Raw genomic sequence first — 14,616 nt, 5'->3', positions numbered from 1 at the left:
TGGAGCGGTTCGCGACGTCCGGTGATCAGAACACGCGGCACTGCAGGAACCGCACGGCGCGCTCGCTGCCGGCCGGGGGCTGCAGCTGCAGCCTCGACGCACGCAGTGTCTCGTAGCGCTCGAGCACGGCGCAGATCTCGCGCAGCCGATCGCTGCCGTCGTCGCTGTCGAGATAGACCAGCAGCGTCGAGCGCGTCGACCACACGGCCTTGTCGATGCCGGGCAGGTCGCCGATCGTGCGGATGACCTCGGCGCGCTGTTCGTCCTCGCCGATCGGCGCCGGCGCCACCGGCGTCGGATCGACCGGCGGCGAGACTGTCGGCGTGGCTGGAGTCGACGTCGTGGCGGCCGGCGCGGACGCGGCGCCGGGCGTCGCGTCGGCCGGCGCGCCGTCTCGCAGCAGCCATGCCCCGACCAGTCCCATCGCCAAGGCCAGCACCCATCCGGCGACGAGCCCGCGGCTGGTCTGCTGGCGCGCCTCGTTCGCGAGTTCCTCGCGCACGCCCTCCGACAGCAGCGGGCGCACCAGCGGCCACAGCGTGGCGCCGTCGATCAGTTCGATGCCGAGCTTGGCGGCGCGCGCCTTCGGATCGATCGTGCCGGGCGTGGCGATCACGCCGCCCGCCGCGCCGTTGAAACGCACGGCGTCGGCCACTTCGGCGACCACTTCCGGGGTGACCCGGTAGTGCGCGCCCTGCTTGCACGACAGCAGCCAGTTCTCGCCGCCGCGGCGCAGGACCAGGTCGGCCTGCTGGCCACGTTCGGCACTCTCCTCGACCGGTTCGGACTCGTAGCCCTGCGCATGCAGCGCCTCGATCACCAGGTTCGAGAATTCGCGCCAGCGCATTGCGGCGAGCGTGCGGATGCCCGCCTCGGTTTCCAGTCGCGGACGCCTGACGCGCAGCAGCAGCACGGTCAGGACGGCGCCGATGGCGGCGGTGATCAGCAGGGCAGTGAACAGCGTGGAGCCGGGGGGCATGGCGTGCGGGCATTCCGTACCGTGGGTCGGGCGCCACTATACGGCAGGGCCCCACGGCCCCCGCGTGGATGAACGTGACGCAGCCTGCAACGCAAAAAGAAAGCCCGCCAGCCGCGAACCGTAAGGGGAGGGGAGCATACGGAGGTCTGGCTGGCGGGCTTGGCGGTGCGGCGACGCACATTCGGCGTCGCCGGTGGAGCGGTGGGGTTATGCGGTGGGCGACTTCGCCCGGCTTGCCTTCTTGCGGGCCGGCGCCGTCGCGGTGGTGCGGGCGGCGGCCTTGCGCGCCGCAGGCGCCTTGCGCGCGGCGGTCCTGGGGGCGGACGCGCGCGGCGCGGCGGCGTTGCCGCCCTGGCGGCGAAGCTCCTTGGTCAACGCGTCCACTTGCCGGCTGAGGTCGGCCAGGTCGTCGCGGCCCGGCACGCCGAGCTTGACCAGGGCGCGCTGCACGCGATCCTCGAACACCTTCTCGAGGCGGTCCCAGGTGTCGACCGCGCGCTCGCGGGCCTGGTCGACCTTCGATTCGACGACGCCACGCACCGCCTCGGCCTGGCCACCGGCAAACCTGCGCGCGGTCTGCTCGAGGTTGAGCCCCTCCTTGACGAGGTTCTCGAACAGCTTGTTGCCCTCGGTCTGCGCGCGGCTGAAGGCGCCGACGCCGGCCAGCCACACCTGCTGGGCGGACTCGCTGATCGTCTTGGTGAACTGCTCGGCCTGCTGCTGCGGCGTCGGCTTGGCGCGCGACTTGGCGGAGGACTTCTTTGCGGTCTTCTTGAACGTGGCCATGTGCGGGCTCCGAAGCGGGGTGGCGGTTGAACTGCACCATCGAGCCGCGCGCTAGAGCTTTCACACCAACCGCGCGGCGCGAACCGCGCGGCTACCGGCTCAGCGCCGGGCGCGCGGCCGGCGGCGCCGCTGCGCGACGAGGTGGTCGACCTCGCCGAGCGCGCGCCGCAGCTTCGCGGTCGTCTCGGTCGCGGCCGGGCGCGGCGCAAGGTGGTCGAGGATCGAGCGCTCGCGATCGGCGATCACGTCCTCGCGCAGTGCCAGCCCGTGCGCGGCGAGGATTGGCGCGAGCGTCTCGCGGCGGCGGTGCAGGTCGGCCAGCGTGTTGCGGTAGGCGATCTCGCAGATGCGCCGCCGGGTCGAGAAGCTGAAAGCGTTGGTGAAGAACAGCTCGCCGTCCTCGGCATTGGGCTCGAAGATCAGCTGGTCGATGTCGGGGTACTGCTGGGCGTACTTGGCCAGGCCGACCTGCATGCGCGACTGCAGCATTGTGCGGAAGGTCTGCGACAGCACCGCGGGCAGTCCGCCCTCGGCCAGGCGCCGGTCGGTATCCTGCATCGGCTGGCCGTCGTCGGTGCCGCGCGCGTTGAACGGCACCAGCGGGTTGATCCCGATCAGCAGGTCGATGCCGCGCTCGAGCACCACCGACGCGTGCATCGTCCGGCGCAGCGCGCCGTCGACGAACTGGCGGCCGCGCAGCTCGACCGGCGGGTACAGCCCGGGCAGCGCGGAACTGGCCTGCACGGCCTGGGAGATCGTGACGTCGTCCCAGCCCTCGCCGCCGAACCGCACCGCCTCGCCGCTGTTGAGGTCGACAGCGATGACGAACAGCGGCGCCGACAGCTCGCGGAAGTCATTGCTGCGGCCGCGTCGGGTGAAGACGTCGCGCAGGAAGCGCTCGATTTCGCCGTTGTCGAACAGCCCGGTCGGCACGAGCCCGCCGAAGCGCAGCAGCATGTCCGGCCAGCGCACGCGGCCCGGCGCCGTCAGCACCTGCCGCCAGCTTTCCATCAGCAGCGCCGGGAAGCCCGCCGCGCGGCGCCAGTACTCGAACACCGCCGGCCGCATGAAGGTTTCCGGGCGGAAGCGCACGTCGTCGCTGTCGCCGGTGATGAAGATGCGGCACATCTCCGCGGTGTCCATGCGGTTGGCCAGCCCGGCGGCGAGGAACGCGCCGCTGCTGACGCCGACGTAGCAGTCCATCCGGGTCAGGTCGAGGCCGTCGAGCGCCTCGTCGAGCGCGCGCAGGGCGCCGAGCTCGTACATGCTGCCGATCGGGCCGCCGCCGGCGATCGCCAGGCCGATGCGCGCCGGCGACGGGGACGGATGGCGCGGCCGTTGCCGGGCGGAGTGGAGTGACAGCATTGCGGGCCACGGTCGAGCAGGACGGTCGAGTGTAGCCCACGCGCCGTACGCCGCCGCACTGCGCGGCGGGCGCGGTTGCGGGGCCGGCGGCGGCCGCCGATCATCGCGGTCGATGCCCGGTCCTTCCCGCCGCCCCGAGCGTGTCGCCGCGCGCCCGCCCGAGCGCCTGGCGGGCCTGCTGGCGCGTCACCAGCTGCTGCACGACCCGCGCCGCGAGCCGCGCAACCACCTGCGCTGGCTGCCCGAGCTGCGCCGCTGGCAGGCCCGGAGGCTGGAGGCCAGTTTCGACCGGTTCCTGCTGGACCCGCGGCGCCGGCCGGCCGCGCAGTTCTTCCTGACCGACGTCTACAACGACCGCGATTTCAGCCGCCGCGACGCCGACATCGTGCGGGTGCTGCCGATGATGCGGACGCTGCTGCCGGCGGCGCTGCTCGACACGGTCGGCGATGCGATCGAGCTGGGCGTGGTCACCCACGAGTTCGACCTGCAGATGGCGCAGGCGCTGCAGGACCTCGCGCCGCGCCGGCGTTCACTGGACGCCGCGCTGTACGCGCAGGCGTACCGGCACGTGGGCCAGCAGCCGCTGCGGCTGCACCAGGTCGCGCTGATCGCGGCGGTAGGGCGCGGCCTAGGGCACGCGCTGCGGCTGCCCGGGGTGGCGACGCTGCTGAAGCTGTCGCGCGGCCCGGCGAAGGCGGCCGGCCTGGCCGAGCTGCAGGGCTTCCTCGAGCGCGGCTTCGATGCGTTCGGCCAGTTGGGCGACGCTGACACCTTCATCGCCGAAATCGAGCAGGACGAACTGGCCGTGCTGCAGCGCCTGTTCGACGGGCACCCGGACCCGTTTGCCGGGCGGATGCGCTGAGGCGCGTCGCGCCTAGCTGAAGCGCTCGTCGAGCACGCGGCGGATCTCGGCCTCGATCGGTCCCTTCAGGGCCGACAGCAGGAAGCCCAGCTGCGCGGTGACCTGCAACTGCTTGGGGCCGAGCTCGATCTGTCCGTCGACGCCGCTGCGGTTGAACTGCAGCGTGTCGCCGTGCCACGCGTAGTCGACGCCGAAGCGCTCGGCGAGCTTCTCCGCCACTTCCTGCACGGCGGCGCGCGCCTTGGCCGGGGCGAGCGAGTGCGCGTGGCGGATGTCGATGCGCGACATGGAGGGTCCTTCGGCGTGCGTTCGGAGGCGCCATTCTGCGGTCGCGCGCCGCGGTGCGAAAGGGGCCAACGCGCGACGCGCGGCGCTGTACAGGCGACTGCAACGCGCAGGGCCCGTGCTAGATTCCCGACGCGTGCAAAGACTCCGACTCCGATTCCCGAACCGTGAACACGATGACCTGGCCCTGTCGCCGGGCGTGCACGCCATGGGCCGCGACAGCGACGGGCGGCCGGGGTTCGGCGAGCGCGCGCACGGGGCGCTCGCGCAGTTCTGCGTCGATCGCCGTGGCGTGTGGATGCAGCTGGGCGCCGGCTCGCGCGGCGTCTACGTCAACGGCCGGCCGGTGCGTCGCATGGCGATGCTGCGCGTCGGCGACGGCGTGTTCATCGAAGGCACCGAACTGCTGCTGGTCGGCGACGACCCGCTGCCGGCGCCGGCCACGACCCCCAGGCCCGCGCCGCTCGCGGAAGCTGACCCGCGGCTGGTGCTGCGCGGCGTGGGCGGCTCGCACCACGGGCGCTGCGTGACCTTGGGCCAGCCTCGGCTGGTCGGTCGGCTCGCCGAATGCGACATCCGCGTCGACGAACCGGCTTTCGCCGATCGCCACGCGCGGCTGGAGCCGCACCCCGACGGCGCGGTGCTGCGCGACCTCGGGTCGGCCGACGGCACGGTCGTCAACGGACAGCGGGTGCGCCACGCGCTGTTGCGGCCGGGCGACCAGGTCGTGTTCGACGCGCACCACCGGTTCGTCGTTGAAGCGCCTTCGGTGTCGTCGTGGCACGCCGCCAGCGTCGGCGAGGCGCGCGCGGCGGCCGACGAGCGCGAACACGAGCCGCTGCCGGTCGCGTCGGTGGGCGCGTCGGCCCGGCGCATGCCGTGGCTGCTGCTGGCCGCGCTGCTGCTGTCGGGCGCGCTCAGCCTGCTGCTGCTGTACGGCGTGCGCTGACCCCGCGCAGGCGTTTCCACGCGCGCCAGCCCAGCAGCGCGGCGAGGATGCCCGCGTACAGCGCCGGCTCGCGGACGTCGGACTTCACCAGCCACCAGAAGTGCAGTACGGCCAGCACCGTGATCGGGTAGATCAGCCGGTGCAGTTGGCCCCAGCGGCGTCCGAGCCGGCGCATCGCGGCCTGGGTCGACGTCGCCGCCAGCGGGATCAGCAGCAGCCACGCGAGGAAGCCGACGGTGATGTACGGCCGCTTGGCGATTTCCTCGAAGATCTGGGTCCAGTAGCCGCGCAGGTCGAGCACGAGGTACGCCGACAGGTGCAGCGTCGCGTACGCGAACGCGTACAGGCCGAGCATCCGGCGGAAACGCAGCGCGCCGGTCCAGCCGGTGATCTGCCGCAGCGGGCTGATGGCCAGCGTAACCAGCAGCAGGCGCAGCGCCCAAAGCCCGAGGCGGTGTTCGATCTCGGCCACCGGGTCCGCACCGAGTCCGCCGCTGCCGGTCAGCCATTCCTGCCGGATCTGCCAGGCAAGGATCGCCGCTGGCGTCAGCGCCAGCACATGGACCAGCGCCTTGCCGGCGATGACGCCGCGCGGCGTGCGCCGTCGCGCCGGACGCGCGGCCACTGCCGCCATCAGAACCAGCGCCTCAGGTCCATGCCGGCGTAGAGGCCCGCGACCTGGTCGCCGTAGCCGTTGAACGGCCGCGTCGGGATGCGGTCGGCGAACAGCTTGCTCTGCGTGCCGGCGATGCGCCGCTCGGTCTTCTGGCTCCAGCGCGGGTGGTCGACCGCGGGGTTCACGTTGGAGAAGAACCCGTACTCGCTCGGCTGCAGGTCATTCCAGCTGGTCACCGGCATCTTCTCGACGAAGGTGATCGCGATGATCGACTTGATGCTCTTGAACCCGTACTTCCACGGCACGACCAGCCGCAGCGGCGCGCCGTTCTGCTGCGGCAGGGTGGTCTTGCCATACATGCCGGTGGCCAGCAGAGACAGCGGGTGCATGGCCTCGTCGATGCGCAGGCCCTCGCGGTACGGCCAGTCGATCGAGCGGTAGGCGATGCCGGGCATCTGGCCCGGGTCGGCGAGCGTGGTGAACGCGACGTACTTGGCCTTCGAGGTGGGCTCGAAGCGCTTGAGCACGTCGCCCAGCGGCACGCCCATCCATGGGATCACCATCGACCAGCCTTCGACGCAGCGCAGGCGGTAGACCCGCTCCTCCGGGGTCAGGCCCTTGATCAGGTCGGTCAGGGCGAATTTGCCGGGTTTGGCGCAGTGGCCGCCGACCGCGACCGTCCACGGCGACGTCCGTAGCGTGCGCGCGGCGCGGGCCGGATCGCCCTTGTCGGTGCCGAACTCGTAGAAGTTGTTGTAGGTTGTCGCGTCCTCGAAGCGCGTCAGCGTTTCGGTCGTCCGGTAGCCCTTGCGGGCGAGCGCGGGGTCGATCACCGCGCGAGGCGGCGGAGGCGGTGGCTCGGCCTCCGCGCAGCCGGCCATGGCCAGCGCCGGCGCCGCCGCAAAGGCGGCCAGCAGCCGGCGGCGATCGCGGTACACCGCTTCGTCGGTGATCACGGACGCGGGGATTCGCAGGGCGTCGCGCAGGGACATCGGGGGCTCCTCGGACCGGACGGTCACAAGGTAGTACGTGTCCGGTGCAGCAAAAGTTACGGGGGTAACGAAGGATTCACGTCCTGCTGCGCTGCGGCATACTCGCAGGCCCCGCCCAGCGAGCGTTTGCAATGTCCCGCGCCTACAACTTCAGTGCCGGCCCCGCGACCCTGCCCGAGTCGGTGCTGCGGCACGCGCAGGGCGAAATGCTCGAGTGGCACGGGTCGGGCGCATCGATCGTCGAGCTGAGCCATCGCGGCCCCGAGTTCATGGAGGTGGCGCGACAGGCCGAGGCCGACCTGCGCATGCTGATGGCGATCCCGGACAGCCACGCGGTGCTGTTCCTGCAGGGCGGGGCGACCCTGCAGCAGGCGCTGATCGCGCTGAACTTCGCCGCCCCGGGGCAGGCGGTCGACTTCGTCATCAGCGGGCACTGGGGCAAGACCGCGATCCGCCAGGCCACGCCGTACGTCGACGCGCGCATTGCGGCCAGCAGCGAAGCCGGTGGCTTCCGTGACGTTCCCGCGCGCGCCGGGTGGACGCTGTCCGCGGACGCCGCGTACGTGCACTACACCGCGAACGAGACGATCCACGGGGTCGAGTTCCGCGACATCCCCGATGTCGGCGACGTGCCGCTGGTGTCGGACTTCAGCTCATCGATCGCGTCCGAGCCGCTGGACGTGTCGCGCTTCGGGGTGATCTACGGCGGCGCGCAGAAGAACCTCGGTCCCGTCGGCGTCAGCGTGGTGATCGTCCGCCGCGACCTGCTCGAGCGTGCCGGCCAGCCGCGCGCGGACATCATGAATTACGCCTCGCACGTGCGCGGCGACTCGATGCTCAATACCCCGCCGACGTGGAACTGGTACCTGGCCGGGCTGGTTTTCCAGTGGATGCTGGCCGAGGGCGGCGTCGACGAGTTCGCCCGCCGCAACGCGCGCAAGTCGGCGCTGCTCTACGACCTCATAGACGGCTCCGGCGGCTTCTATCGGAACGAGGTCGCCGTCGGCGCGCGCTCGCGGATGAACGTGCCGTTCTTCCTGCACGACGACGCGCTCAATGCCGCGTTCCTGGCCGAGGCGCGCGAGGCCGGCCTGATCGGCCTCAAGGGCCACAAGGTGCTCGGCGGCATGCGCGCGTCGATCTACAACGCGATGCCGGTCGCCGGCGTCGAAGCGCTGGCGGCGTTCATGCGCGACTTCCAGCAGAGGAACGGCTGATGGCGGTCAAGCCGAAGTCGGGCAGGAAATCCGCCCGGGCGGGCTCCAAGACGCCGATCGCGAATGCCGCGGGCGCAAGGCCGAAAGCCAAGCGCGCGCTTGCCGTCAAGGACGCGGCGCCGCCGGCGATCGACCTCGCCCCGGCCGACCTGGCCGCGCTGCGCGACCGCATCGACGGCCTCGACCGCCACATCCAGCAGCTGATCGCCGAGCGCGCCCAGTTCGCCAACCAGGTCGGCAAGGCCAAGGGCAAGCTTGCCGCGGCCGTCGACTACTACCGCCCCGAGCGCGAGGCGCAGGTGCTGCGCCGGGTGGTCGACCGCAACGACGGCCCGCTGCGCGACGACGTGCTTGTGCGCGTGTTCCGCGAAATCATGTCGGCGTGCCTCGCCCAGCAGGAGCCGCTGAAGATCGGCTACCTCGGGCCGGAGGGCACGCATTCGCAGCAGGCCGTGTTCAAGCACTTCGGCCATTCGGTGCACGGGCTGCCGCTGGCCAGCATCGAGGAGGTATTCCAGGAGGTCGAGGCCGGCAGCGCGGACTTCGGCGTCGTGCCGGTGGAGAACTCGACCCAGGGCACGATCCAGTCGACGCTCGACATGTTCCTGACCTCGGGGCTGAAGATCTGCGGCGAGGTCGAGCTGCGCGTGCACCAGCACCTGCTGTCGCGCGGCGGCCGCATCGAGGACATCGAGCGCGTGTACTCGCACCCGCAGTCGTTCGCGCAGTGCAAGGCGTGGCTGCGCCAGTACCTGCCGAAGGCCGAGAAGATCCCGGTCGCGAGCAACGCCGAGGCCGCCCGGCGCGCGCGCAACGCCGATGACGCGGCGGCCATCGCCGGCGCCAGCGCGGCGACGGTGTACGGGCTGAAGAGCATTGCCGGTCCGATCGAGGACCGGCCGGACAACACCACGCGCTTCCTGGTGCTCGGGCGCGAACTGTTCCCGCCGTCGGGCAACGACCGCACCTCGCTGCTGATCTTCATCAAGGACCAGCCCGGCGCGCTGTTCAACGTGCTCGCGCCGTTCGCGCAGCAGGGCCTGAGCATGAACCGGATCGAATCCCGCCCGGGCCACACCGGCCTTTGGCAGTACGCGTTCTTCGTCGACATCGGCGGCCACGTCGACGAGCCGGCGATGCGCCGCGCGCTCGACGGCGTCGCGCCGTTCGTCGAGGAAGTGAAGGTGCTCGGCTCGTACCCGGTGGCGATCGCGTGATGCCGCCGCAACCCGACAGTGCGCGCTTGGGATCCGAACCGGCCTTCGACGAGGCATGGTTCGCGTCGCGCGCGCAGGCCGGCATCCGGGCCTTGAAAGCCTACGACCCGGGCCACGACCTGGTGACGCTGCGGGCCCGGTTCCGCGACTCGAGGCTGGTCGAACTGGGATCCAACGAGAACCCGTACGGCCCGTCGCCGGCGGCGCGTGAAGCGATGCTGGGCGAGCTCGACGCACTGCATCGCTACCCCGACCCGCGCGGTGCCGGGCTCAAGCACGCGCTGGCGGCGCGCCACGGGGTGCGCGTCGAACAGCTGCTGCTCGGCAACGGCTCACATGAGCTGCTGATGCAGCTGGCGCAGGTGTTCGCCGGGCCCGGCGACGACGTCGTCTACTCGCGCTACGGCTTCGCCGTGTTCGCGCTGGCCACCCAGGCCGCCGGCGCGCGCGCCGTCGTCGTCGAGCCCCTGCCGCGCGACGCGGCGATGCCGCTGGGCCACGACCTGGCCGCAATCGCGCGCGCGATCACGCCGGCGACGACGCTGGTGTACCTCGCCAACCCGAACAATCCGACCGGGACATGGTTCACGCCGGCGGAGCTGACCGCGTTCCTCGCGCAAGTGCCGCCGCAGGTGATCATCGTGGTTGACGAGGCCTACGCCGAAATGGCCGACGAGGGCACGGCCGGCAGCGCACTCGCCTTGCTGTCGACGCACGCCAACCTGGTCGTCACCCGCACCTTCAGCAAGGCGTACGGACTGGCCGGGCTTCGGGTCGGCTATCTCGTGGCGGCGCCGGGACTGGTCGCGGTGATAGAGCGGGTGCGCGAGAGCTTCAACGTCAATGGGCCGGCGCTGGCCGCGTGCGAGGCGGCGATCGGGGACGACGCGCACCTCGCCTGGACGTGCGCGCGCAATGCCGCATCGCGCGCCGCACTGGCGGGAGCGCTGCAGTCGCGCGGCCTGATGGTGCTGCCGTCGCAAACGAACTTCGTATTGGTCGAGTTCGGCGCCCAAACGGCACGGATCGAGGCGGCGCTGCTCGAGCGCGGCATCGTGCTGCGGCCGATGGGCGGCTACGGCCTGCCGCAGTGGCTGCGGATCACCGTCGGCACCCGCGACGAGAACGCGCGGCTGCTGGCCGCGCTCGACGAGGTGCTGCCGTGAGCGGCGGCACAGCGGGTTGGATCGCGCGCGCCGGCGCGCCGCTGCGCGGCCGCGTGCGGGTGCCGGGCGACAAGTCGGTGTCGCACCGGGCGATCATGCTCGGCGCGCTGGCCGAGGGCACCACGCGCATCACCGGCTTCCTCGAGGGCGAGGACACGCGCGCCACGGCGCGGGTGTTCGAGCAGCTCGGCGTGCGCATCGACGCGCCCGGCCCGAGCGAACGCATCGTCCACGGCGTCGGCCTGCACGGGCTGCGGGCGCCGTCCGGCCCGCTCGACTGCGGCAACGCCGGCACCGGCATGCGGCTGCTCGCCGGCGTGCTGGCGGGGCAGGCGTTCGACAGCACGCTCGTGGGCGACGCGTCGCTGTCGAAGCGGCCGATGCGCCGCGTCACCGAGCCGCTGGCGCGCATGGGCGCGCGCATCGACAGCGCGCCCGGCGGGCTGCCGCCGCTGCGTGTCCGCGGCGGCCAATCGCTGCGCGGCATCGACTACGAAACGCCGGTGGCCAGTGCGCAGGTCAAGTCGGCCGTGCTGCTCGCCGGCCTGTACGCCGACGGCGAGACCACCGTGCGCGAACCGCACCCGACCCGCGACTACACCGAGCGGATGCTCGTGGCGTTCGGCTGGCCGATCGAGTTCGCGCCCGGCGTCGCCACGCTGTCCGGCGGCCACGTACTGCGCGCCACCGACGTGCACGTGCCGGCGGATTTCTCATCGGCGGCGTTCTTCCTGGTCGCAGCGAGTGTCGTGCCCGGCTCGGAGCTGACGCTCGAAGCCGTCGGCATGAACCCGCGGCGCACCGGCCTGCTCGCCGCGCTGCGCGCGATGGGTGCCGACATCGCCGAAACCAACGCGGGCGAGCAGGGCGGCGAGCCGGTGGCCGACCTCGTCGTGCGCCACGCGCCGCTGCACGGCATCGAGGTGCCCGAGGCGCTGGTGCCGGACATGATCGACGAGTTCCCGGCGCTGTTCGCGGCCGCCGCGTGCGCACGCGGGCGCACCGTCGTGCGCGGCGCGGCCGAGCTGCGGGTCAAGGAGTCCGACCGGATCGCGACGATGGCCGCCGGCCTGCGCGCGCTGGGCATCGTCGTCGACGAGACGCCCGACGGCGCGGACATCGTGGGCGGGGCGATCCGGGCGGGGACCGCCGACAGCCACGGCGACCACCGCATCGCGATGGCGCTGGCCGTGGCCGCGCAGCGGGCGGTCGGCGATGTGCGCATCGGCGACGTGGCCAACGTGGCGACCTCGTTCCCCGGATTCGTCGCGCTGGCGCGGTCCGCCGGCATGGGCCTCGCAGAGACCGGCTGAGGTCGCGACGGCGTTGCGTCGCGACCTCAGCCGGTCAGCGGTTCGGCGAGAACTGGATCGGCACGCGCACAGTGGCGTCGACCGGCTGGCCGTTCGAGCGTGCCGGTTCGAAGTGCCAGCGACGCACCGCGTCCATCGCGGCGCGGTCCAGCAGCCGCGAGCCGCTGCCGTTGGCGACGCTGACGGCGCTGACCGCACCGCTCGCGTCGACGCGTGCTTCGACCAGCACCGTGCCGCTCTCGCCGCGGCGCAGCGACGTCGGCGGATAGCGCGGCGCGGGCGTGCTGCCCGCCAGCGGCGTCGGGCGGGACGTGGCCGCGGCGGGCGCCGGTGGCGGCGCGGGGCGGGCCTCCGGGGGCGGCATCTCCGGGCGTGTCTCGACGAGTTCGGGCCGGCCCGCCGCGTCCTTCCCGTCGTCATCGCGCGGCGTCGAGCCGAAGCCGCTGGCGCTGTCCTGGCGCCCGCCGGCCATCGGCGCCGGCAGCGGCACATAGCGCGGTGATTCGGCGTTCGGGGCCGCCGGGCCGGCGCGGTAGAAGTCACGCTCCTGCTTCGACGGCAGCGCCCACAGGAACAGCAGCGCGCCGGCGATCACCGCCAGCGCGATCCACAGCAGGGCGCGCCGGCGCGGCAGCCACGCGCGGGCATTGAACGATCGACGGGGCGGCAGCGCGGGGGAGGTCGTGGACATGGGCGGGACGGTCGGGGGACCGTGGGACTGTGCCCAAACCCGCGTTAACGCTTCGGAAATTGGCCCGCCAAGGCTGCGATAATCGCCAACCCGATCACCGAATGCCGTCCCCATGCTCGATCCGGCCCTGCTGCGCCAAGACCCCGTCGACCTCGCCGCGCGCCTGCGCGCGTCCCGCGGCTTCGACCTCGATGCCGGCGCGCTGGAGTCGCTCGAGCGCGAGCGCAAGCAGATCCAGGTGCGCACGCAGGAACTGCAGAACCTGCGTAATACCCGCTCGAAGGCGATCGGGCAGGCCAAGGCGAAGGGCGAGGACGTCGCCGCGCTGATGGCCGAGGTGGCCGGGTTCGGCGACGAACTGAAGGCGAGCGAGGCCCGGCTGGAGTCGATCCGCGCCGAGCTCGACGCGATGGCACTGGGCCTGCCGAACCTGCCGCATCCGTCCGTCCCCGTCGGCAAGGATGAAGCCGACAACGTCGAGCAGCACCGCTGGGGCACGCCGCGCACGTTCGACTTCGCGGTCAAGGACCACGTCGAGCTCGGCGCCCGCGACGGCTGGCTCGACGGCGACACCGCCGCGAAGCTGTCGGGCGCGCGCTTCACCGTGCTGCGTGGCCCGCTGGCCCGGCTGCACCGCGCGCTCGCGCAGTTCATGCTCGACCTGCACAGCGGCGAGCACGGCTACCTGGAAACCAACGTCCCGGTGATCGTCAATGCCGACAGCCTGTACGGCACGGGCCAGCTGCCGAAGTTCGAAGAGGACATGTTTGCGACCCAGCTGGGCGAGCACCGTCGCTACCTGATCTCGACGTCGGAGATCTCGCTGACCAACATCGTCCGCGACGACATCCTCGACGCCGAGCGCCTGCCGCTGCGCATGACCGCGCACTCGCTGTGCTTCCGCTCGGAGGCCGGCAGCGGCGGCCGCGACGTGCGCGGCATGATCCGCCAGTACCAATTCGAGAAGGTCGAGCTGGTGACGATCGCGCGGCCCGAGGAGTCGTACGACGAGCACGAGCGGATGACCCGCTGCGCAGAGGTAGTGCTCGAGAAGCTCGGCCTGCCGTACCGGCGCATGCTGCTGTGCACGGGCGACATGGGCTTCGCGGCGACCAAGACCTACGACCTCGAGGTGTGGCTGCCGTCGCAGGGCACGTACCGCGAGATTTCGTCGTGCTCGAACTGCGAGGCGTTCCAGGCGCGGCGCATGCAGGCGCGCTGGCGCAATCCGGCGACCGGCAAGCCCGAGCTGGTGCACACGCTGAACGGATCCGGCGTCGCGGTCGGCCGGGCGATGATCGCGGTGATGGAGAACTACCAGAACGCCGACGGCTCGATCACCGTGCCCGAGGCGCTGCGCGGCTACATGGGCGGCGTCGAACGCATCGGCTGACGACGCGCGGCAGGTCTCGGCCAATCGGCCGACCTCACGACCCCAAAAAAAAAGACGGGCCCGCAATGCGGGCCCGTTGGCGTTACGGACGGGAGGGGAGGGCCGGGCCGTAACGCCGGGGCTGCGGTCGGATCAGGCCGCGCGCGCCAGCGGGCGCGGGATCGAAGCGCGCGCGGCGGCGATCGCGTCGGTCCGGTGCTGTGGCGAGTAGGCGACGCCTTCGGCACGCACGAACTCCACCTCGCTGATGCCGAGGAAGCCGAACACCTGGCGCAGGTACGGCTCGACGAAATCGGTCGGCTGGCCGGCGTGCAGGCCGCCGCGTCCGCTGGCGACGATGACGCGCTTGCCGCCGGCGAGCCCCTGCGGGCCGGCTTCGGTGTAGCGGAAGGTCTTGCCGGCGACGGCAATCCGGTCGATCCATGCCTTCAGCGTCGACGGCACCGAGAAGTTGTACATCGGCGCGCCGATCACGATGACGTCCGCGGCGAGGAACTGCTCCATGACCTTGGCGGCGTCGGCAGCGGCCTCGGCGTCGGAAGCGCCGAGCGTGGCGCCGGTCAGGTGCGCGACCGGATTCGCATCCAGGTCGCGGTACTCGACCTGCAGGTCCTTCACTTCGTCCTGCCAGCGAGCGACGATCGCAGCGGTGAGTTCGCGGGTGACTGAGTTGGCGCCGAGCGCACTGGCGTCGAGATGCAGCAGCTTCATGGGGTGGCCTCGTGGGCAGGCGGCCGTGCCGCGGTGAAGCCACCATAGGTCGTTGCGCCCATGGGATAAATCTG

General features: G+C 72.0%; 15 protein-coding genes. 7 read left to right on the top strand and 8 right to left on the bottom strand.

Annotation, left to right across the window (positions count from 1 at the left end; translation table 11 throughout):
• Nucleotides 1-25 precede the first annotated feature (25 nt).
• From D3A60_RS08710 to D3A60_RS08700, 3 genes are all read right to left on the bottom strand, one after another.
• Entirely contained in the window at nucleotides 26-979 is a 954-nt protein-coding gene (locus tag D3A60_RS08710; RefSeq protein ID WP_119718290.1) for a restriction endonuclease, read from the bottom strand.
• A gap of 207 nt (nucleotides 980-1,186) precedes the next feature.
• Nucleotides 1,187-1,765: a phasin family protein gene (locus D3A60_RS08705; protein WP_196778695.1), complete on the bottom strand. Its 579-nt coding sequence runs from the start codon at nucleotides 1,763-1,765 to the stop codon at nucleotides 1,187-1,189.
• 99 nt (nucleotides 1,766-1,864) lie between these two features.
• On the bottom strand, nucleotides 1,865-3,130 hold the full coding sequence (locus D3A60_RS08700) for a patatin-like phospholipase family protein (protein WP_119718289.1): 1,266 nt from the start codon (nucleotides 3,128-3,130) through the stop codon (nucleotides 1,865-1,867).
• A 112-nt stretch (nucleotides 3,131-3,242) separates the two neighbouring features.
• On the opposite strand from D3A60_RS08700, the gene D3A60_RS08695 reads away from it, so the two are divergent.
• The gene (locus D3A60_RS08695) at nucleotides 3,243-3,992 is read left to right on the top strand and encodes a DUF8198 family protein (protein ID WP_119718288.1); all 750 of its coding nucleotides are present in this window, start codon (nucleotides 3,243-3,245) and stop codon (nucleotides 3,990-3,992) included.
• A gap of 12 nt (nucleotides 3,993-4,004) precedes the next feature.
• Here the strand turns inward: D3A60_RS08695 and D3A60_RS08690 are convergent, their stop codons facing one another.
• Nucleotides 4,005-4,280, bottom strand: coding sequence for a polyhydroxyalkanoic acid system family protein (locus D3A60_RS08690; protein WP_119718287.1), 276 nt, complete (start codon nucleotides 4,278-4,280; stop codon nucleotides 4,005-4,007).
• 133 nt (nucleotides 4,281-4,413) lie between these two features.
• Here D3A60_RS08690 and D3A60_RS08685 point away from each other — a divergent pair, with 133 nt between their 5' ends.
• Nucleotides 4,414-5,226 carry an FHA domain-containing protein gene (locus D3A60_RS08685; protein WP_119718286.1) on the top strand — a complete coding sequence of 271 codons (813 nt, stop codon included), beginning with the start codon at nucleotides 4,414-4,416 and terminating at the stop codon, nucleotides 5,224-5,226.
• Here the strand turns inward: D3A60_RS08685 and msrQ are convergent.
• Together msrQ and msrP are read right to left on the bottom strand one after the other, a co-directional pair.
• On the bottom strand, nucleotides 5,195-5,860 hold the full coding sequence (gene msrQ / locus D3A60_RS08680) for a protein-methionine-sulfoxide reductase heme-binding subunit MsrQ (RefSeq protein ID WP_119718285.1): 666 nt from the start codon (nucleotides 5,858-5,860) through the stop codon (nucleotides 5,195-5,197). The genes D3A60_RS08685 and msrQ overlap by 32 nt on opposite strands.
• Nucleotides 5,860-6,834 carry a protein-methionine-sulfoxide reductase catalytic subunit MsrP gene (gene msrP, locus D3A60_RS08675; RefSeq protein ID WP_119718284.1) on the bottom strand — a complete coding sequence of 325 codons (975 nt, stop codon included), beginning with the start codon at nucleotides 6,832-6,834 and terminating at the stop codon, nucleotides 5,860-5,862. Before msrP ends, msrQ begins: the two co-directional genes overlap by 1 nt.
• Nucleotides 6,835-6,965: 131 nt before the next feature.
• On the opposite strand from msrP, the gene serC reads away from it, so the two are divergent.
• Genes serC through aroA form a run of 4 tightly spaced genes read left to right on the top strand, consistent with a single transcriptional unit; the run spans nucleotide 6,966 to nucleotide 11,747 of the window.
• Nucleotides 6,966-8,051, top strand: a complete 1,086-nt coding sequence (gene serC / locus D3A60_RS08670) for a 3-phosphoserine/phosphohydroxythreonine transaminase (RefSeq protein ID WP_119718283.1) — start codon at nucleotides 6,966-6,968, stop codon at nucleotides 8,049-8,051.
• 56 nt (nucleotides 8,052-8,107) lie between these two features.
• Nucleotides 8,108-9,268: a prephenate dehydratase gene (gene pheA, locus D3A60_RS08665; protein ID WP_407062778.1), complete on the top strand. Its 1,161-nt coding sequence runs from the start codon at nucleotides 8,108-8,110 to the stop codon at nucleotides 9,266-9,268.
• 26 nt (nucleotides 9,269-9,294) lie between these two features.
• Nucleotides 9,295-10,434, top strand: coding sequence for a histidinol-phosphate transaminase (gene hisC / locus D3A60_RS08660; RefSeq protein ID WP_157981437.1), 1,140 nt, complete (start codon nucleotides 9,295-9,297; stop codon nucleotides 10,432-10,434).
• The gene (gene aroA / locus D3A60_RS08655; RefSeq protein WP_119718280.1) at nucleotides 10,431-11,747 is read left to right on the top strand and encodes a 3-phosphoshikimate 1-carboxyvinyltransferase; all 1,317 of its coding nucleotides are present in this window, start codon (nucleotides 10,431-10,433) and stop codon (nucleotides 11,745-11,747) included. Before hisC ends, aroA begins: the two co-directional genes overlap by 4 nt.
• Nucleotides 11,748-11,781: 34 nt before the next feature.
• On the opposite strand, the gene D3A60_RS08650 is transcribed toward aroA, so the two are convergent.
• Nucleotides 11,782-12,438: an energy transducer TonB gene (locus D3A60_RS08650; RefSeq protein ID WP_119718279.1), complete on the bottom strand. Its 657-nt coding sequence runs from the start codon at nucleotides 12,436-12,438 to the stop codon at nucleotides 11,782-11,784.
• Between the two features lie 112 nt (nucleotides 12,439-12,550).
• On the opposite strand from D3A60_RS08650, the gene serS reads away from it, so the two are divergent.
• A complete protein-coding gene (gene serS / locus D3A60_RS08645; protein WP_119718278.1) occupies nucleotides 12,551-13,831 on the top strand; it encodes a serine--tRNA ligase in 1,281 nt (426 codons plus the stop codon).
• A 132-nt stretch (nucleotides 13,832-13,963) separates the two neighbouring features.
• On the opposite strand, the gene D3A60_RS08640 is transcribed toward serS, so the two are convergent.
• Nucleotides 13,964-14,542, bottom strand: coding sequence for an FMN-dependent NADH-azoreductase (locus D3A60_RS08640; protein WP_119718277.1), 579 nt, complete (start codon nucleotides 14,540-14,542; stop codon nucleotides 13,964-13,966).
• Nucleotides 14,543-14,616: the final 74 nt, after the last annotated feature.

The organism is Cognatilysobacter tabacisoli (assembly GCF_003586305.1).
Lineage (GTDB): Bacteria > Pseudomonadota > Gammaproteobacteria > Xanthomonadales > Xanthomonadaceae > Cognatilysobacter_A > Cognatilysobacter_A tabacisoli.
Note: the sequence above shows the minus strand (reverse complement) of the source record. Positions and strands in the feature narration are given on the sequence as shown.